This window comes from Levilactobacillus wangkuiensis, from assembly GCF_016861605.1.
GTDB lineage: Bacteria > Bacillota > Bacilli > Lactobacillales > Lactobacillaceae > Levilactobacillus > Levilactobacillus wangkuiensis.
The window spans coordinates 24,213-43,675 of sequence record NZ_BOLM01000015.1; the positions used below are offsets into that span (position 1 = coordinate 24,213).

A 19,463-nucleotide genomic window follows, 5' to 3' on the forward strand; every position below is an offset into this window, starting at 1 on the left:
AAATCTGGCAGTTGGTCGTGAATCATCAGTGATTAGTGGCTGATTGGCAGGCGTTGACTGCGGGGGAATTTACCGGCAGGACGTTGAGAATTGAGAAATTGGGAGGAAATGAACGTGAGTAAACGACTAAAGGGGTGGCTGATTGCCCTCGTGGTGCTAGTAGTGTTGGTGGGTGGCGGCCTCGTTGGTGCCAGCCTGTACTTCTACAACATGACGGTGGCCAGCGGCAAGAAGGCGTTTGTGGCAACTAGCACTAAGCTGAAACGCAGGGATCCACTGTACGACGCGAAGAAGTGGTATCAAACGGTGCCCAAGCAACGGTGGACCGAAAAGGCCGCTGGCGCCAATTTGAAATTAGTGGCGGACTATGTGCCGGCCGCCAAGACCACCAAGAAGACGGTCGTGCTGGTTCACGGCTTCGGGTCCGACAAGGAAGCCATGGGCGGGTACGTTGCCATGTTTCATAAATTAGGGTATAACACGCTGATTCCCGACACCCGTGGGCAGGGTCAAAGCCAGGGGAAGGTTATCAGCTACGGGTATTACGAGAGCAAGGACTATTTGAAATGGGTCAACCAGGTCATCGCCAAGCAAGGCCAACAGTCCCAAGTCGTCCTGTTCGGGGTGTCCATGGGGGGCGCCACGACCATGATGACCAGTGGCTTGAAGACGCCAAGCCAACTGAAGGCCTACATTGAGGACTGCGGGTACACGGATGCCCAGTCGGAAATCACGTATCAGGCCAAGCAGATGTACAACATTCCGTACTGGCCGTTGGTCCCGATGACCAGCACCGTGGCGCGGCTCAAGGCCGGTTTCCATTTCAAGGACGCCAACGCCTTGGCTGCGGTCAAACGGAACCACAAACCGATGCTGTTCATTCACGGCGGCGCGGATACCTTTGTGCCAACACGGATGGTCTACCAAGTTTACCGCGCCGACGCCGGGCCGAAGGAGTTGTTGGTGGTGCCGGGGGCTAAGCATGCGGCGGCGTTGTCGCACGCGCCCGCCCTTTACACCAAGACAGTCAAAGCCTACCTGGCAAAATACATTCACTAGGCTTGGTTATACTTGTCGTTGTCCGCGCCTCCGGGCTGGTGAAAATGGGCCGTGGCGCTGTGGGCGCACGTCTGGAGCCGAAGGGCGGTCTCCAGACTTACTTTGAGCCTCAAGAATTGAGTCTCAAAGATAGCAGTTGCCTAAGCGGGAGACCCGCTAAGGCAACTCCCACGGCTGAGCCCATTTTCACCAGCCCTGCGGCTAACGATAGTGTAATCAGCATTGAAGGTGTTTTTCCGATGGGATTGGCTGTCGTTGGTGTGTGGCAAGTGGATTGAATGTATTTGTTATGAATTAAAAGTTTGCGAGTGGACTGGGTTACCCGTATGTTGGGTGCTCGGTCCACTTTTTATGCAACGAAAAATAATGGGTCTAATCATCCCCAGACGATGGGACGGGGCGTTATAATTGACGTTGTAAATGGATTCTTCAAACAATAACAACTTCACCCTAATACGAGTGAAAGAAAAGAATAAGTCGCTTACTAATGGGAAACGTCCTGTCAGCGCTAAGCGATAGTGAAAATACAGTCACCACGGTGAGTGACCAGAGGCAGGTCAAAATGCCCGGTTATGTCGATGGACTAGGCTAGGTTTTTTTTCTAGCCTAGTCCATGGGGCGACCTTTGAGACCGTCCTATGGCTCAAAGTCGAGGTGGAAGCCCGCTCCACAGACTGGAACCGACCCCGCAACAGGGCGTTTTGAACCCGCCGCCGGGAACGGCCAGCCGACCACAATCCCCGGACTCATTTTCACTATCGTGTCAGAGCTGACAAAAGGCGAACCCAAGCAAGCGGAAGGAGATGATTGGATGGAGCCGGAAGTTTCGCACCAATATCGGCCCGTCACCGAAACCATCCTGACCCTGGGGGCGACCCTGGTCATGGGGATGATCGATGCGGACACCTTTCTGAATCATGGCGCCGTCTTCGTTAGCGCGCAGACCGGGAACCTGGTCGTGTTTGTCGTGAAGCTCGTCGAACATGGCTGGGGCGCCGCCTGGGTCAACGTGCCCGTTTGGATCGGCTATTTCCTGGGCTGCTTTGGCGCGCAAGGCTTAACGGAACACTTGGGCAAGGCCAACAAGCGCCAGCAGATGCGGTGGCTGATGCTACTGGACGTCGTGGCGTACGGTTTATTGGCCAGCCTGCAACACGTCATACCAACGATGTGGCTGATTTTTCTACTGGGCATCATGGCCGGCTATGAGCTGACCGTCTTCCGTCAGGTCGGCGGCATCGGCATCAACAACGGCATCATGACCGGGAATACGAAAAATTTAGCCACCAACGCCTACCGTGCCTGGTTTGACGGCGACAAGGCCGCCCGTGCCAAGCAGAATAGATTGGCGTTAGTGTTGCTAACGTTTATTCTCGGCTGTGCCGTGGGCGCGCGTTTAGCCAACCTCACGCCACTAGGGGTGCTGTGGATTGCCTCCGCTTTAAAATTAATTTTATTGGCGTGGCTCTTTGTTCCCGCCGCGATGGAGAAACCGGACGCATGATTGGTTTGGGTTGTGGCCGCAAATAGCGTATAATTAACAAGATAAGTGACCAACCCACCCGGCGCCTCGTCGGGATTGAAAACTAAGGAGCACGAATAAATTGTTAATCACAGGACTCGTTATCGGTTTCCTGCTGATTGGGCTGGTAGCCGGCTATCTGGTGCGCCAGCATAAACATCGTCAGGAACTTCTGGCGGTGCAGGAACAGGCCCGAGACATCATTGCTCAGGCCAACGCCCAGACCCAGCAGCGCGTACAAAAGCTGCACGAAAAGAGTCGGCGCGAGACCTTAGCCTATCAGCAGTCTGTTAAAGATGAACTAACCGAACAAAAAAGTGACATTGCCGTTAGAGAACAGCGTCGTCAGCAGCGTGAACAACTGTTAGGCCAAATGGCCGTGCGGTTGGATGATCAAACCGCGATGCTCGATGAACGCAGCCAAGCCAACCGTGACCAGCGTCAAGCCATTCATGGATTAAAGGATCAAGCCACAGAACTGAGCACCAAGCGTGACGATACGTTGGCAGACCGGGCGGGGATGGACGAGAAGGCCGCCCAAGACCACGTCATCCAACACACCGAAGAAGAATTGACCCGCGACCGTGACGTCGAGGTCAAGGCGTTGAACGATAACGCCGTGGCCAACGCCGAGAAGTGGGCCAAGGACGTCGTGTTATCCGCCACCGAAAGTGGGCCACAAGACCTGCCGAAGGAACACATGGAACACACGGTGACCGTGCCCAACGGTGAAATTCGTAGTAAGATCATCGGCCGCGATGGCCAGCATATCCGCTTGCTGGAAACGCTGACCGGGACGGACCTGATTTTTGTGCCGGATGACAACACCACGTTGTTCATCAGCACGCATGACCCGATTCGTCGGGAAGTGGCCCGGGTGGCGCTAACCAATTTGGTCGCCAGTCGGCGAATTTCCGCCAACCAGATTGAAACACAAGTGGAAAACGCCCAACGTGACGTCAACCACAGTTTGTGGGAGACCGGGGAACAGACCGTTAGTCTGCTACACGTGGGTTGGATGCATCCCGATTTGATGAAACTGATCGGTCGACTCAAGTACCGGACCAGTTACGGTCAAAATGTGCTCTTGCACTCGATTGAAGTGGCCCAGTTGACCGGCGCCATGGCCGCGCGGTTGGGGTATAACACCCGCTTAGCACGGCGGGCCGGCCTCCTCCATGACTTGGGGAAAGCCATCGACCACGAAGTCGAAGGCACCCACGTGGAAATCGGGACGGAATTTGCCCAGAAATATGGCGAAGAAGACGTGGTCATCAACGCGATTGCCGCGCACCATGGCGACGTCGAGAAGACCTCGCCACTGTCTGACCTGGTTGCCGCAGCCGATGCGGTTTCCGGTGCCCGGCCTGGTGCCCGGAGTGAATCCGTTGAAGACTACATCAACCGGCTGCGGGCGTTGGAGAAGATTGCCAACGACCAAGAGGGTGTGGCCGAAAGTTACGCCATCCAAGCCGGTCGTGAGTTGCGGATCATCGTGAAGCCTAAGGAATTGGACGACACGGCCGCAGCCAATCTGACCCAAGAAGTGGCCAAACAGATCGAAGCGACGTTGACTTACCCAGGTAAGATCAAGGTCACCACGATTCGTAAGTCCACGGCGGTCGAGTACGTCGGTGACGAAAAGAAAAAAGCCAAAAAGAAGAAAAAGAAAAAGGCCGCTAGCGCTAGTTAGTTGCCAAAGAAAAAGGGTTATCCGTAGCCAACCACGATGGTGGCGTACGGATAACCTTTTTGTATGTAGCGTGTTTTGAAATGTCTATTTGTACAAAGTAAGCAGTCAGCGCTAGATTGATTGGCGTAACCAATGAGATCTAACACAATCACCAATAGCAACGCACAGCGGGGTAAGCCAGTGGCAGCCGTGAGGGCGGCGCAAATGAGCTCAGCCGTGGGAGTTGCCTTAGCGGTTTACCGCTTAGACAACTGATAGCTTTGAGACGAGTTTCTTGCGGCTCAAAGTAAGCACGGAGACCGCACTTTGGCTCCGGGCGTTCGCCCACAGCGGACCGGCTCATTTGCGCTGCCCGGCAAGGCAAAATTGAAGCGCTACCCCCGAGGGTCGTTGATGATAGTGAAGTTGGCGTTGGCCGTGGCGTCGATAGTTGGGTGTTCCTGCAGATAATCCGCAATGATTTCACTCATCGCACCCTGGCTCTCGGCAATGATCTTGTCGGCGCCAAACATGGCATAGTGGCCGCCACCGACTGCACGGTATTGGTTGAGCACGATCCGCAGGGGTTGGTCCGGTGTCACGGGTTGACCGTGGTACGTCAGCCGTTCCACGCGTTGACCAACGGGGTTTGCCACGTTCAACGTGTAATCGATGCCTTCGTACATATCGTAATTGTACTGGCGATGTTTCGGGTGGATAAAGGCCGGGTTCACAATGATCTGGCCGTCCTTCACGCTAAAGTAGCGCGCACTGACCTCTAAGGCCGCCCGCAAGTCTGCCCCGGTAATTTTCAGGAGGGACAGGCCGTTCGGGTACACATAGTTGGTCATGATATTGCGCATGGTGATGGGGTTTTCAAAGCCACGGGCCTCATTGTTAAACAGGGCGGTAGCGGAAATGTCCGCGCCCATCGTTGCCATTTGGACCTTTTGAATAAATTCAATGTAGGGGGTCTCGTGAATCCGCGCGTCAAATGGGTCGTCAAAGGTCATGTCGCCCTTGATGTGGCCGAGCGGTTGGTCCAGCCAGTGGCCGACGGCATCGTTTAAGCCATTGGCAGCGGCGAGCACCTTCTGGTCGAGCGGTGCTTCCTGAGCGGAGACCAGTTCGGAGTGGTGCTGGGTCACCGTGACCTTGCCCGCAGCGTCGCGGTCGAGGTCCAGGGTGATCTTACCCACAGCCTGCCCGCGGAAACCGGGTTGAGTCGTGGGGATATCAAAGACGTCGGTGGCAAGCTGACGATGTTGATGGCCGGTGACCAAAGCATCGATGCCCGGAATGGCCTCTAAGATGTGGTAGGCTTCGTTTTCGCCGACGTGAATGTCATTGGGCTGACCAGTGGTTAAGTCGCGCTCAAAGCCGCCGTGGTAGCACACAACGACCACGTCAGCCTGTTCCCGGATAATAGGGACGTATTTCTTGGCGGCGATGAAGGCCGATTCAAACTGGAGGCCACTAATATTGGTGGCCTTTTCCCATTTATAAACGGCTTGGGTGGTCAGACCCAGCACGCCAATTTTGATGCCGTCTTTTTCAATGATCTTGTATGGCTGGCCATATTCGGGGTCGCCGTTTTTATCCAAAATGTTGGCGCAGAGAATCGTGCGCTTGGCATCTCGAATGGCGGCCTGTAAGTAAGCCTGGCCATAATTAAACTCATGATTGCCGAGAATCCCGCAGTCATAATCAATCTGGTTATAAATGTTGAGCAGGGGCTGCGGGTCGCGGTCGGGTTGGACGCGCGCCACGTAGTAGGCCAACGGGGATCCCTCCAGGAAATCGCCATTTTCAATGGTCACAACGGGTCCCTGTTCCTTGGCAGCGGCTTGCTCGCGGGCGATGACCGTGGCCGCGCGGGCCAGGCCAAACCCCTGGTGGCTCCCCTTTTTCACGTAGTTCGTGGGGAAGACGTACCCGTGGGTATCACTTGTCGATAAAATTGTCAGCTTCATTAATTGTCACCCTCCAATAGGAAGTCTGGCTGGCCACGGGTCACGTAGACCAGTTGCTGGCAGACCGTTCGCGAAAAGACGCCGAAATCTTTAACGTGTTAAAGAAATTATAAGCTAGTTTGGGTTGCGTGTAAATTTTAGCTGGCTAAAATCGTAAATTTTTCCAATTTTTCCCATCTGAAACGATTTGCAGGGGGCTGAAATTGTTCCTTGTAGTCGCCTCCGGGATGGTGAAAATGGGCCGTGGTCGCGTCCGTTCCCGGCGGCGCGCTCAAGGAACCCTGCTGTGGGGCCGGTTCCAGCCGAAGTGCGGGCTTCCACCTTAACTTTGAGCCAAAGGTCGGTCTCAAAGGTTATCCCATGGGCTAGGCTGGGGAAATACCCCAGCCAAGGCCATCGACACAGCCGGGCACCTTGGCTCGCCTCTGGTCACTCCCACAACCGGCCCATTTTTACCATCCCTGCGGCTGAGACTGGTTTGGAGCCTGCCCCCTGCAAAACATTTCGTGGTGTCTGTCACTGGTTTGTGTGCTCTTCTGATTGTGGGGGTGGGGAGTGAGCTTAGACAACACATTGTCATTTATGATTAGCCTGTAGCGGTTTAAGGCCGCTGGCACTCATTTTTCAGAGTAACAAAAAACGGCGGCCAGACCTTAATCGTCTGCGTCGTCGCTTTGAGAATAACGTATCTTACGTTTGGAGTGGGCTGGTTGCAGTAGCAGTGCCGCCCGTTTTTTACTTGGAGGAGTAAAATTGGTAACTTATTCGTTTGTTTAGTCGTAAGTTATGCAATTACTATACCAACAATTTGTGAAGAAAATGTGACGGAAATATTACAAAGAGGTCAGGACCACCGAAATCAGTGTGAAAATAAACGTCAAAGCCTATGATACCGGGCTAGACCAGTGAAAATTGAGAAGCGGCAAAACGAAAGCAAACCCCGCCACTTTCCCATTTGAATTTCACAAGCGACGCCAATACCAATGCATATTGAACGGTATCTAGAAATTAAATCACTGATTCAGGAATATTCTTACGTAAATTGGCAGGGGAAGGGGCTAACTTGAATTGCGGTTGTGGTAAGAGGCAATTGACCAGTATGGGGCAAACTGCGGTCTAAACCGGTCCAAGTCGCAGAGCGGGTGCAAATGGGCTAGCACGGCCAGTGTGAGTGACCAGAGGCGGATCAAAGTGCCCAGCTGTGTCGGTGGTCTTGGCTGGCGTTCTTTGCCAGCCTAGCCCACGGGACAACCTTTGAGACCGTTTTTTGGCTCAAAGTTGAGGTGGAAGCCCGGTTTTCAGGCTGGAACCGACCCCATAGCAGGGCACTTTGAATCCGCCGTCGGGAACGATAGAACACGCCACAGCGTCACGGCCCATTTTCACCCGCCCGGAGGCGAAGAAAGAGAGTTTAGTCCGCAGCTGAGCTTTCTTGCATGTAGAGCATCTGGTCCGTCGACACCCGCTGGTACATCTCTTCAGCCAGCGCAGGCGAAACTTCCTTAGCACTGCGGCGTTGCCGAATATAAGTGTATTCATACTGGAAGGCCTGGATGAACAGCTCGTTTTGCTGATCGGAGATTTCCTTGGAGGCAAAGCGCCGGTGTCGAGCATTGTAGTAATTCCGCACGGCGTTGACTTCCGTTTGGTTGTCGACACTGGAAATGTCCGTCAGGTAGGCGATGACGTCGTTGTACACGTCTTGCTCAATCTTGAGGTAGTTTTCCCGGCGACGTTCATCGGCGGCAGGATCGCGGCGGCGACGGAAGCGTCGTGGTTGACGTTCTTGCTTGATGCGTTCGGCACGCAAGCGTTCTTGTTCCGCCGTTTGCGGATGTTGTTTCAACCACTTTTCTTGTTGCGCGATGCGCTGTTCACGGTGCCGCCGTCGGCTAAAGACATGGGTCAGACGGTGCCAGACGAAGCGAATCCACAGCGTGGAATTGACGAAGGGATTGTTGTGACTCATTTGCGATTTCATCAGGAGAATCCGCACGTAACGGTTAGCAAATCCTTGGGAAATGGTGCCGTTATCGGCGAGTCCTTGGACGGTATGAACTTCAATTTGCGTGGCATGATTGAGAATTTCACTCATCTTCTGCCGGTCGGGACGTTCCGTGGTTGCCTGGCCATTTAACGTTTCAATCACAGCTTGGGTGGCGCTGGGCACATCCGGATTTTCCTGGACTAAGCGTTCTGTCGCGTAGGCCACCAAGGCTTTGCGTTCGCGCAGGGCGTCGGCGGGATCGACAGCCACTTCCTTATTTGGTAGTAGCATCGGCATGATAAAGGTGGGCACGAGTAAACTTAAAATGATGACGACGGCCGCGATGAAAATCATGGAATTTCGGAACGGGAAGGCGTGGCCGTTTAGCGTTAGGGGTAGCGAGAAGGCCATGGCTAGCGTAATGGTTCCATGCACACCGGAGAGGGCGCCGATGAGGGCGTTGTGCCGGCGGTCCTTATTTTCCGAACGAATCAGGGCCCAGTCGAATCGAATCCACAGGTAACGCAGCGCCAGCATCACCACATAGAGGATGACGGCCAGCAGGACGTAGGTGGGAATGGATTTGGTACTGTCACGTTGAATATTTACCCAGACGGTTGGCAACGAAACGCCCAGTAGGACAAAGACGAAGCCGTTTAAAATGCTGGTGAGAATGTGCCATGTGGAGCGCGAAACCAGCTGGAGCTGTGTACTGGATAGGCGCAGTTGGTCGGTCGAGATACTGAACATCAGGCCGGCAGCGACGACCGCCAAGATACCGGATAGGCCAATGTGTTCAGCGGCTAAATAGATGATGAAAGGTACGACAACATCGTAAGGCACAATGACACTTGAGGAGTCCATCCCGCCGCGGACCAGGTAGACCCGCAGCCAGACGGCGACGACCCCGAGAATCAGGCCAATCAGGAGTCCGCCGAAGAAGACGATGAGGAAATGTTTGATCCCGCCACCCAGGGAGAATTTCCCGGTGGTAAAGGCGGTCAGGGCCAGGCTGAAGGCAACCAAGCCAGAAGCGTCGTTGAACAGCGACTCCCGTTCCAACATGCCCATGACGCGCTCGGGCACGGCCATGTTGGCGGTGATGGAACCCACAGCGACGGCATCCGTTGGCGTCACGATAGCAGCCAGTGCGAAAGCCAGCGCTAATGGCAGGGTACTGAGGACAGCATGACTGAGGTAGCCCAAGAGGACGACGGTCAGGATAGCCAGCACCACGGCCATGGACATCACCGAGCCCATGTTTTTCCGCAGTTCACCGGCGTTGGCGTTACGGCCGTCGTAAAACATTAACGGCGCAATAATCAGGAGCATGAAGACTTCAGGCTCGAGGATAAAATGATGATACAAGGGCACTAACGAGAGTAGGCCCCCCACAAAGATTTGGTAGAACGCCTGCGGTATGGCCGGAAAATAAGGGTAGATCGTATTGGCCACAATCGTCGCAAGGACTAGAAGTAGGACGGCATAGAAGATTTCCAAGTGAATCCCTCCAAATGAATAGAATCGTTGGTTCTTATTTTACGCCACTCGGTCCGGAAATAATGGAATAATTGTCTGCGAGTTTGGAAAAACTAATGTATAACCAATTTCCAGCGAATGGCTAGGCGTTCTAAAGCGATTAAATTGTGCAATATGAATAATAATGCTGATAAAATGAATATAAATACAACTAGGCCAGAAGGAGACGCCCGGCAGGTATGTTCGTAAAAGTCCGTAACCTATCGGTGGATAATTGGTTGACTTGCAAAACTTTGTGCCCCCGTTACAGGCCGATATTTCGGGAATTGGCCCAGTTTATCACAAAGTAACGGGGGTGAACGGAAATGGTTGGGAATCCCAACCAACCCACTAAAAAATGTCGCCCCTTATTTAGAAACTTTCCAAAAAAGGTTGATTATTCATTCAATTGTGGTAACATATAAGTTGGTTCTACTAGATAGTTCGATAAATTGTTTAGGTGAACTTTGTTATGTTGTCTGTTATCGTTACTCAATCCAACGATAAGGAAGTGCTGAATATGATTAATTTGTACATTGCACCAAGTAGCGCATCCAGTCGGAAAGCACGCGCTTGGCTGAAGGGACACGATATTGCTTTCAGTGAACGTAATATCAAGTCTAAGCCATTGAATGCTGCCGAAGTTAAACAGATTCTACGTTTAACTGAAAACGGAAGTGAAGACATTATCTCCACGCGATCCAACGTGTTTAAGGAACTGCACGTTGATTTGGATAGTTTATCAGTTAGCCAATTAGTTGATCTCGTTGTGAAGTACCCTGACTTGATCAAGCGCCCAATCATCTTTGATGACAAGCGGCTTGAAGTGGGTTACAACGAAGAAGAGATTCGGCGGTTCTTGCCACGGGATGTTCGGACCGCAGAACTCCATCACTTGGAATCACAATTAAGCTCATAGAATGGATCGATCAGTTCTCGGGGGAGTGCTGGTCGGTTTTTTATTGAAATTATTATAGACCACGTTCCGTTGGCCGTGTTTCACGGCTGGCGAAAAAATGTGGGACGAAAAGAAAAGCTGACTCGGAAATCTTAGTGATTTCTTGGTCAGCTTTTTTGGTATTTGAAATTAGTGACTCGCCTTTAAATAGCTTTGGGCCATATGCGCGTATCCCAGTTGTTCCAAGGTTTCCACGATGGTAGCGGTAATGGTTCCAGTCGCCACCACGTCAAAACCAGCCAATTGGGCGACGATTAAGCTCTCTACCCGGTGCACAACGGTTGGGTCGTTGGTCAGGCTAGTGAGGGCTGTATGGATCTTTTTGGAATTGAACGGAGCGTGTTTACCGTCCGGGTTTTCCACGGTAAGACCGCTTGGGTCCATCGTCGTTTGTGATCTTCTGATAACGTCCATCGTCTCTTGCCCTCCTAGGTTTGCTGGCACTTCAGGTCATCGGTTATCACCAACTTAAAAAATGCCCGTACACCCATCTTACGATGAATCCAGCAAAAAAACAACTAGATATGGGGGTAAAAATTAGCTTAATTCTACATATGGTAGTAAAACCACAGAGCGTGGTCGACCGTTTTTTCCGTTAGATACCTTTAAGGGTTTCCTGGGCGTGAATCGCTTGGGCCAGGATGGCGTTCGTCGGTGCCGGCACGTTGAGTTGGGCGCCTAATTTAGCGACGTAGCCGTTGAGAAAGTCAATTTCGGTTGGCCGCCGATTGGCCATGTCCTGATGCATGGACGGGTAGTGCCCGCCATTGGTTTCCGGTGAAAATTGGGCGGCAATCAGGTCCGTCACGTCCGCGGCACTGAACTGAATTTTAGCCGCGTCGGCCACGGCTTGGAATTCGTTGAGCACGGCATCGTTTAGCGTCCGCCAGTTTGGTAGCGCGCCAAACTCGCCGATGTTGCAGTCGAACAGGGTGCAGTAGGTGTTGAGCACGCTGTTCAGACCGGCCTTTTTCCAGATGGCGGCCATGACGCTGGCGGCTTCACTGGCATGCAGTCCGGCGCCGTTCAGCGTGTCCAGGACGGCTGGTAGATTCGGAAAGGCGTCCGGCACGACGGCCTGCAGGGAAATACTCCCGGTTCCCGTCACCTTGATGTGGCCGGGCCCCGTCATGCCAGAGGACCAAACAGTCGTGCCGACCACGATTTGAGCCTTGGGTACGTGCCGTTCGATGGTCTCGACGTTGCCAATCCCATTAGCTAGCGTCAACACGGCCGGCTGATTGCTGAGGACGTCGCCGAGGTCTTGCAGCATCTGGTCCATCTGCATGGCCTTAGTAAACAGAATCACGAGGTCAAAATGGTCGGTCACATCTTGTGGCGTCATGGCCGTCATGGGATAAACGTGGTCAGCTCCGTCATCGGTGGTCACAATCAGCCCGTCGCGGTTAATCGCCGCCACGTGGTCGGCCCAGTTATCAATCAGGGTCACTTGGTTACCGGCGGCCTGTAGCTTCACGCCAAACCGACTCCCCATCGCTCCAGCACCCGCAATCGCAATTTTCATGGAAAACACGCTCCTTGGTTATTAGTAAATTTATGTTGGGACCACTGGCGGTTAAGCTAACCAACCAATGTGGCACCAACATATAGTGGATAACTGTAGTTTAGCAGTTTTCCGAGGGTTTGTGGTGTGGGAGCGGCTTTAGATAGAGGAAGAGGCTGCAGAGCGAGGGGAGCTGGCGGCTTTGGAGAGAGTAGATTTAGAGATGTTAATTTAAGCGGTTGAAGGAATGCGAGACCAATCTAAGTCAATGTGTCAGTGACTAAGGCAGAGTTCAAAAATGACTGTCAATTCAAGCTGTCGTTGCGGGTCAAACCAGTGTCAGCCGCAGGGATGGTGAAAATGGGCCAGCGTGGCCAGTGTGAGTGACCAGAGGCGGATCAAAGTGCCCAGCTGTGTCGGTGGTCTTGGCTGGCGTTTCGTGCCAGCCTAGCCCACGGGACGACCTTTGAGACCGGTTCTCAGGCTCAAAGTCGAGGTGGAAGCCTGGCCCTTAGGCTGGAACCGACCCCATAGCAGGGCACTTTGAATCCGCCGTCGGGAACGACAGAACGCACCCACAGCGCCACGGCCCATTTTCACCATCCCGGAGACGAAGGCAAACAAGTTTTACCCGCAAACGAGTAGATTGGTAATTGACATCCGCCGGGCACTAGGCTAACATGAAAGCCAATCATTAAATGAGAAAATAATGAGAAAATTTATAATTAGGAGCGATGCGTATGCCAAAAGGTGTCAGTGCACAAGATCTTTTCAAATTAAAATCGGTGGCCCAGCCGTTAGCCGCTGCCGGCCAAGTCTTTTTCGTTGAAAATAGGATTGATGAGGCTGCCAATGATTATCGCGCGCAGCTCAAACGTGTTGACGCCGCTGGTCATACTCAGACGGTCGGCGCCAATGGCAAGCTCAACGTACAGCCGGCAGTCGCTGGTGCGCAGCTCTTTTACGCGGCAACGGTTGGCGATGCGAAGGCCCAACTGTTCCAAGTGGCTTTAGCGGGTGGCGAGGCCAAGTTGGTCACGCCGACCACGCCGAACGAGGCCGTGAATACGGTTATCGCCTCGGCGGATGGCACTAGTGTCTTCTTTAAAACAACAGAAACGGCTGAACAGCCTAAGTTACCAAGTCCCCAAGCCTTCCCGCAAACGCGGCACGTGGATAAGCTCATCAACAAGGCCGATGGCTACGGCTGGTTGCCACTAGATGTGACCTACCGTTTACGTCGACTCGAAGTCGCCACTGGCGAGGTCACTGAAGTTTGCCAACAAGGCTTCGATTTTAGTTTGACCTCCGTCAGTGATAATGGCCGCTACGTCACGGTTTTGCAGGATGATGATCCCGCCGACGAACGGAATTTTGCGCATGGCGCCTATAGTTTGGATACCCAGACCGGCGCAACCGTTGACTTGACCGCTAGCCTCGCCCATGGGCATTTTGAGGATGCCACGTTCGCGCCCGATGGGGTTCACGTGGCCCTGATTGGTGACGACGGTCAGGCCGGCCGGCATACCGTGGCGACCCTGTACCTGGGCAACCGCGAAACGGGTGAGCTGACCGACGTGACGCCGGACTTACAAGCCGACCTGGCGCCTGAATTTGCCGGCGACTTCGTGCAACAGGCTGGCGGTAAATTGGTCCGTTGGCTCAGTGCCGACCAATTTGTCTTCGCCGCTTGTTTCCACGCCCATAGTCAACTCTACGTGGGGGATGCCAATGGCGTGAAATTGGTGGATGACACCGCGCGTCAGATTGTGGACTTCACCGTGGTCGACGAACAGACCGTTGCGTTAGCCGTGTCCTACCAAGACAAGCCGAGTGAATTAGTGACGTTAAACGTGGCGACCGGCCAAGAGGCCGTCAATTACGATCCCAACGCCGCTTACGAAGATACACATGAATTTGCTCATCCACAGCACTTTGACTTCGAATCCGAGGATGGTCAAGCGCTAGAAGGCTGGTATTTACCAGCGCAAACGACTGCGCCTAAGGAACCCGTCCTGTTGTACGTTCACGGGGGGCCGCACGCCAACTATGGCGAAACGTTCTTCTATGAATTTCAAGTGCACGCCAGCCGTGGCTTCGGGGTAGTCTTCTTTAATCCCCGGGGGTCAACCAGTTATGGTCAGGCGTTTGAAAGCAACGTGAACGGGCACTACGGCGAGGATGACTTCAACGATGTGATGACCGGCCTCGACGTGGCGCTCGAGAAGTTCCCACAATTAGATGCGGACCGACAATACATTGCCGGCGGGTCATACGGTGGTTTCATGACGACCTGGGCTGTGGGACACACCAAGCGCTTTGCCGCCGCGGTATCGCAACGGGCCGTCACCAACTGGATCAGTTTATTCGGGACCAGTGATATCGGTTTTTACTTTAATCCAGAAGAACTGGACGTCGACCTCTTTGCCGAGGGCGGGGCGGAATCCTACTGGAAACAGTCACCGCTGGCCTACGCGCAAAATGTTACGACGCCCATTCGCTTACTCCACGGCGAGTGGGATATGCGGTGTCCAATCAGCCAGTCGGAAGAATTCTTCACCGCGGTCAAACGCAACGGGGTCGACGCCGACATGGTTCGCTACCCACAAAGCTTCCACGGTATTTCCCGTGGCGGCCTGCCAAACTTACGGGTCCAACGGTTAGACGACATGACCGAATGGTTCACTGCGCATCCCTCTGTTCAAAAATAACTTAAGACTAACTGACAGAGGATGAATACCAGGATGTTAGCGTGATATTGGTCACCTGCGGCTTCCAGGGTTCCACCCGCTGTGGGGTCGGTTCCAGCCGAAGGGCGGGCTTCCACCTCGCTTGGCAGCCACGAAAAGCGCGTGTCTCCCAAGTCGTCCCATGCGGTAAACGACCAAAGAATAGTCGTTAACACCATCGACACAGCTGGTTCCACCTTGGTTTCCTCCGGTTAAGATTGATTGTTATTTAGATAATTATTCATAAAGGCACCACCACGGATTCGTCTGTGGTGGTGCCTTTTAATGTACTATGAATCACTGTGGTGGTAGTTAGCTAAGCAGGCAATCTATGGTTACGAGCCAGACGGGTGTTCAGCCGCCGGACTGGTGAAAATGTTTTCGCAAGAGTTAGTGACCAGAGGTGGGTCAAAGTGACCGGCTGTGTCGACGGTCTTGACTGAGTGGGCTGCTCAGTCTAGAGCGTGGAACGACCTTGGAGACTCGCGAACTTTAGCGAGGCTTCAAGGCGAGGCGGAAGACCGCTCCTCAGGCTGGAGCCGGGTCCCACAGCAGGGCACTTTGAACCCACCGGCGGGAACGAGACATTTCGCACGATGTCGGTTCATTTTCACCAGTTCAGTAGGACTGACAACCCGGTTTGGCTCGTACCCGATGGATTGGTTATGTACAGCCGGGGATGAGAGGCGTATCCTAGCAGGTGATGCTTTTTTCTTAGAAATGAATTGGTGAGTGCACTATATATGGATAAAAAAATAATTTCAGGATCATTTTGGCTCTCGTTTGGGAGCATTTTTTCACGGGTGCTGGGGGTTGTTTACCTGATTCCCTGGTTGGCGATGATTGGGTCGCCCGCGAACCAAACTGTGGCTCAGGCGCTGTTTAACACAGCCTATACGCCCTATGCGTTGTTCATTGCGTTAGGGACGGCGGGGTTTCCGTCGGCGATTGCCCGGCGGGTGGCGTTTTTCAATGGTGAGGATAGCTTCATTAACTCCAAACACATTGCGTTTGCTGGATTTGGCTTCATGGTGCTTTCCGGGATCATCTGTGGGGGCCTGCTGTACGGACTCGCGCCGGTGCTAGCTGCCAACAGTCCCGTGAGTTCGGTGGCCAATGCTACGATAGCGATTCGCTGTCTGGTACCGGCAATCGTGATTTTGCCCTCGATGAGTATTTTACGGGGCTGGTTCCAGGGAAATGGGGACCTCAAACCGTTTGGGATTTCACAGTTGTGGGAACAGTTCATCCGAATCATCGTGATTTTGGGTGGCACCTACCTGTTGATTGAAGTCTGGCACCAAAGCTACGTTCAAGCCGTCTTCATCAGTGTTGCCGCGGCGTTTGTCGGGGCGATTGCCAGTTACCTGTACCTGCTGGGCCACCTGTGGCGCCAACGGGGCACGTATCGGCGGTTAACGGCACAGAGCCAGACCGGGAAGCAACATGCCGCTGGTCAGCTGTTAAAAATGATTGGGTACGAATCGATTCCCTTTGTGATTGTCGGGTCTGGGATTACCCTCAGTCAATTAGTGGATCAGTTGTTCTTTAAGCAAATTATGCAGGGCCTGCTCCATCAGTCGGCGGCGATGACCCAGTATGTGTTCACGATTTTCTCGGCCAACCCCAACAAGATTACCACGGTAATTGTTTCGTTGGCGATGGCGGTGGCGGAAACGTCCTTACCGTTGTTGGCCGGTAAACTCGGGAACATTAAGGAGAACCGTCCGCAAATTGGGGCGCTGTTAACGAATAATTTCCAGCTGTTAACGTTTGTGCTGTTACCACTAGTGATTTTGGTCAGCGTCTTTGCCTACCCAACCTACGGCATCTTCTTTAACTTCGATGGGGCCGGGGCCACGTACCTGGTCGCCAACGTTTGGCAGAGCCTGGTGTTAGGGCTGGCGTTGGACCTCCTGACGGTGCTACAGGCGCTGCGGATGAGTAAGAAGGCCACGACCTACCTATTGACGGGCTTGGGCATTAAAATTGTCCTTCAACTGCCAATGGTTTACTGTTTCCAAGGCTACGGGGCGCTGTTGACCACGGCGATTGCCTTTGGCTGGATCACGGTCGTTAGCTGGCGTTTGATTCGCCGGAGCTACGCGGTCAAGCTGCGGGCTATCGGACCGATTGCGCGGTTAAATCTGGTCTTTGCGGTCGTCGCCACGATTCTGGTCGACGGTTGCCAGTGGTTGATTGGGAATTTCTTCTTCACCAGTAAGTTACTGGCGATGGGTTACGTCGGCGTCCTGGGACTGATCACGTTAGGCCTCTATCTGTGGTTGGCTAACCGGTTAGGCGTGTCAGAATTGATTTTCAAGCGACCAATAAAATTAGAATTACATCGTTAACAAGGTTTGGCTACTGGCCAAGCCTTTTTTCGTGCGACAAGTGATGAATGCTGATAACGTAGGATTCGCAACCACTTTCGCAACGATTACGGGCGCAACTAGCCCGGGCAAAGTGCGGCTTGTTCGCTTTTGTTTGCTAGGCAGCCCGGCTGAACTTGGGTATGATGAGGATAGTCTAAGAGGGGATGAGAATATGGAAAATCGGTTTAGTCAGCAGTTGGGGAAACTTCGGCGACAACGGCAATTGTCACAAGAACAGTTAGCGAGCCAGTTATTTGTTTCCCGGCAGTCAATTTCCAAGTGGGAGCAGGGGGAAACGTCGCCGGATTTAGATATGCTAGTGAAGTTGGCCAATTTGTTACAAGTTGACCTGAATGAATTAATTGGTGGTGAGCAGCCCCAACCGGCAGCGCAGACAACGACGGTCGAACATGAGGGGCCGCGTGATTACTTGCGGCGATGGAACGGTCGGCCGATGAATGGCTGGGAATTTCTAGCCGGTTACTGGTGGTTGCTGTTTCCATTGATTGGGTCGATTGGTTGGGCGTTGCGGGTAATTACCGGCCATTGATGGCGTTGGCAGGTATAAGTCGTGTAAATATAGTAAGATATCTAGGTGAATAAACCCCTTAAAGGTTTGCGGACGAAGGATTTTAAGCCATCCGGTAACTTTTAAGGGGATTTTTGTGTGTGGTGAATAAACTGGTGGAAGGTGGTGAAGGTATGGATATTGATCATTAAGGACTAAGCAGGAAACCTGCGATTTCAATCGCGGGATGAATGCTAGAACTTAACACTTTCTAAAACGTGTGTTCCCCTATTGAGTGACCAAACATGGTATACTTAGACCAATCTTCAGGGGAGGTAGATATTGACTAAACTAGGTCGAACGATTAAATTACGACTCTATCCAGACAATAGACAGTCGACGGATTTTTTAGCAATGAGCCGAGAGTATCAACGATTAGCTAACATTGTCAGTCAATGGATCTTTGACCATGAGTTTCCGTTGAGTTGGTTAAAAATCAATCACCAGCTGTACCAAGTTCTCAGACAAGAATCACAGTTGAATAGTCAAATGATTCAGTCTGTTTTTCGGACAGTCGCAGCGCGTTACAAAACTGTTCAAGAACAGATGAAGCAACATCCTCACCGTTACAAGAGTGAGAACAAGAAGTGGGTTCAAGTTCCCAGGGACTTGAATTGGTTGGTGAAGCCCATCCATTTTCGGCGGCCACAGGCAGATTTAGTTCGCCAAAAAAACTATTCCTTTGTGGATGATATGAAACAAATCTCAATCACCACTCTGGAGAAGCGGACGAAACTGTGCTTTACCAACAAAGGCTTCGAAGACTATTTTCACGGAGGCTGGAAACTCGGTACCGCTAAATTAGTCCACAGTCGTGGCAAGTGGTTCCTCCACATTGGTATCACCAAAGAAGTTGATGACTTTGACAAACAGGGCTGTCCGAAGATTGTCGGTATCGACCGTGGTCTACGCTTCCTGGCAACAATCTATGATCACTTGGGCAAGACATTGTTCTTTGACGGCCAGAAAATTTTACGCAAGCGGAAAAAGTTCCTAGAAATCCGGCGACAACTGCAAAGTAAAGGTACCAAGTCTGCCAAGAAGAAGTTAAAACAACTAGCGCAACGAGAGAACCGCTGGATGACCGATGTAAATCATCGTATAGCTAAGACACTCGTTGCCCTATATGGGTCGCATACACTTTTTGTCCTGGAAGACTTAACCAACGTAACATTCAATACTGATGACTTACCTAAGGCTTTGCGTAACAGCCATCGTTCCTGGTCTTTTTTCCAGCTAGAGTCTTTTTTAACATACAAAGCTCAGGCTATTCAAAGTACCGTAGTGAAAGTGAATCCAGCATTTACCTCGCAGAGATGTCCCAAGTGCGGACTAGTTGAGAAAATTAACCGGCATCACGATACCCATGAGTATTGGTGTGCCCAATGTCAATATCGTTGTAACGATGACCGATTAGGTGCAATGAATATAGAAATGCTTGGCCAAGATTGGTTGAGTGGCATCAAGCACCCAAAGATTAAGAAACTAACGACTGTTGGGTAGATCCTGATAGTTAAACGGGTAGCCGTCAATTACCCGATGATGTTGCCACTACGAGTAGGAGTGCCTTAACAGGGCATGTTGGACTACTGTGTCGC

Annotated in this window: 12 protein-coding genes; 8 read left to right on the top strand and 4 right to left on the bottom strand. The window is 52.5% G+C overall.

Going from position 1 to position 19,463, the window contains the following annotated elements; translation table 11 throughout:
- Nucleotides 1–114 precede the first annotated feature (114 nt).
- The 3 genes from JUF13_RS10395 to rny all read left to right on the top strand — a co-directional run bounded on the left by JUF13_RS10395 (nt 115) and on the right by rny (nt 4,274).
- A complete protein-coding gene (locus tag JUF13_RS10395; protein WP_203639632.1) occupies nt 115–1,059 on the top strand; it encodes an alpha/beta hydrolase in 945 nt (314 codons plus the stop codon).
- A gap of 811 nt (nt 1,060–1,870) precedes the next feature.
- The gene (locus tag JUF13_RS10400; protein WP_203639633.1) at nt 1,871–2,563 is read left to right on the top strand and encodes a YoaK family protein; all 693 of its coding nucleotides are present in this window, start codon (nt 1,871–1,873) and stop codon (nt 2,561–2,563) included.
- Between the two features lie 100 nt (nt 2,564–2,663).
- The gene (gene rny / locus JUF13_RS10405) at nt 2,664–4,274 is read left to right on the top strand and encodes a ribonuclease Y (RefSeq protein ID WP_203639634.1); all 1,611 of its coding nucleotides are present in this window, start codon (nt 2,664–2,666) and stop codon (nt 4,272–4,274) included.
- A 374-nt stretch (nt 4,275–4,648) separates the two neighbouring features.
- Here the strand turns inward: rny and JUF13_RS10410 are convergent, their stop codons facing one another.
- Together JUF13_RS10410 and JUF13_RS10415 are read right to left on the bottom strand one after the other, a co-directional pair.
- A complete protein-coding gene (locus JUF13_RS10410; protein WP_203639635.1) occupies nt 4,649–6,226 on the bottom strand; it encodes a bifunctional metallophosphatase/5'-nucleotidase in 1,578 nt (525 codons plus the stop codon).
- A 1,411-nt stretch (nt 6,227–7,637) separates the two neighbouring features.
- Nucleotides 7,638–9,713, bottom strand: coding sequence for a cation:proton antiporter (locus JUF13_RS10415; protein ID WP_203639636.1), 2,076 nt, complete (start codon nt 9,711–9,713; stop codon nt 7,638–7,640).
- 538 nt (nt 9,714–10,251) lie between these two features.
- Here JUF13_RS10415 and spx point away from each other — a divergent pair.
- Nucleotides 10,252–10,650 carry a transcriptional regulator Spx gene (gene spx, locus JUF13_RS10420; RefSeq protein ID WP_125765213.1) on the top strand — a complete coding sequence of 133 codons (399 nt, stop codon included), beginning with the start codon at nt 10,252–10,254 and terminating at the stop codon, nt 10,648–10,650.
- Between the two features lie 168 nt (nt 10,651–10,818).
- On the opposite strand, the gene JUF13_RS10425 is transcribed toward spx, so the two are convergent.
- Both JUF13_RS10425 and JUF13_RS10430 read right to left on the bottom strand, forming a co-directional pair.
- Entirely contained in the window at nt 10,819–11,103 is a 285-nt protein-coding gene (locus tag JUF13_RS10425) for an ATP cone domain-containing protein (protein ID WP_203639637.1), read from the bottom strand.
- 181 nt (nt 11,104–11,284) lie between these two features.
- Complete coding sequence (locus JUF13_RS10430; protein ID WP_203639638.1) at nt 11,285–12,214, bottom strand: ketopantoate reductase family protein; 930 nt, start codon at nt 12,212–12,214, stop codon at nt 11,285–11,287.
- Nucleotides 12,215–12,933: 719 nt separating this feature from the next.
- Here JUF13_RS10430 and JUF13_RS10435 point away from each other — a divergent pair.
- The 4 genes from JUF13_RS10435 to JUF13_RS10450 all read left to right on the top strand — a co-directional run bounded on the left by JUF13_RS10435 (nt 12,934) and on the right by JUF13_RS10450 (nt 19,368).
- Entirely contained in the window at nt 12,934–14,904 is a 1,971-nt protein-coding gene (locus JUF13_RS10435; protein WP_203639639.1) for a S9 family peptidase, read from the top strand.
- A 761-nt stretch (nt 14,905–15,665) separates the two neighbouring features.
- The gene (locus JUF13_RS10440; protein ID WP_203639640.1) at nt 15,666–17,276 is read left to right on the top strand and encodes a putative polysaccharide biosynthesis protein; all 1,611 of its coding nucleotides are present in this window, start codon (nt 15,666–15,668) and stop codon (nt 17,274–17,276) included.
- Nucleotides 17,277–17,469: 193 nt separating this feature from the next.
- Nucleotides 17,470–17,847: a helix-turn-helix domain-containing protein gene (locus JUF13_RS10445; protein ID WP_203639641.1), complete on the top strand. Its 378-nt coding sequence runs from the start codon at nt 17,470–17,472 to the stop codon at nt 17,845–17,847.
- A gap of 300 nt (nt 17,848–18,147) precedes the next feature.
- A complete protein-coding gene (locus JUF13_RS10450) occupies nt 18,148–19,368 on the top strand; it encodes an RNA-guided endonuclease TnpB family protein (RefSeq protein WP_203639642.1) in 1,221 nt (406 codons plus the stop codon).
- Nucleotides 19,369–19,463: the final 95 nt, after the last annotated feature.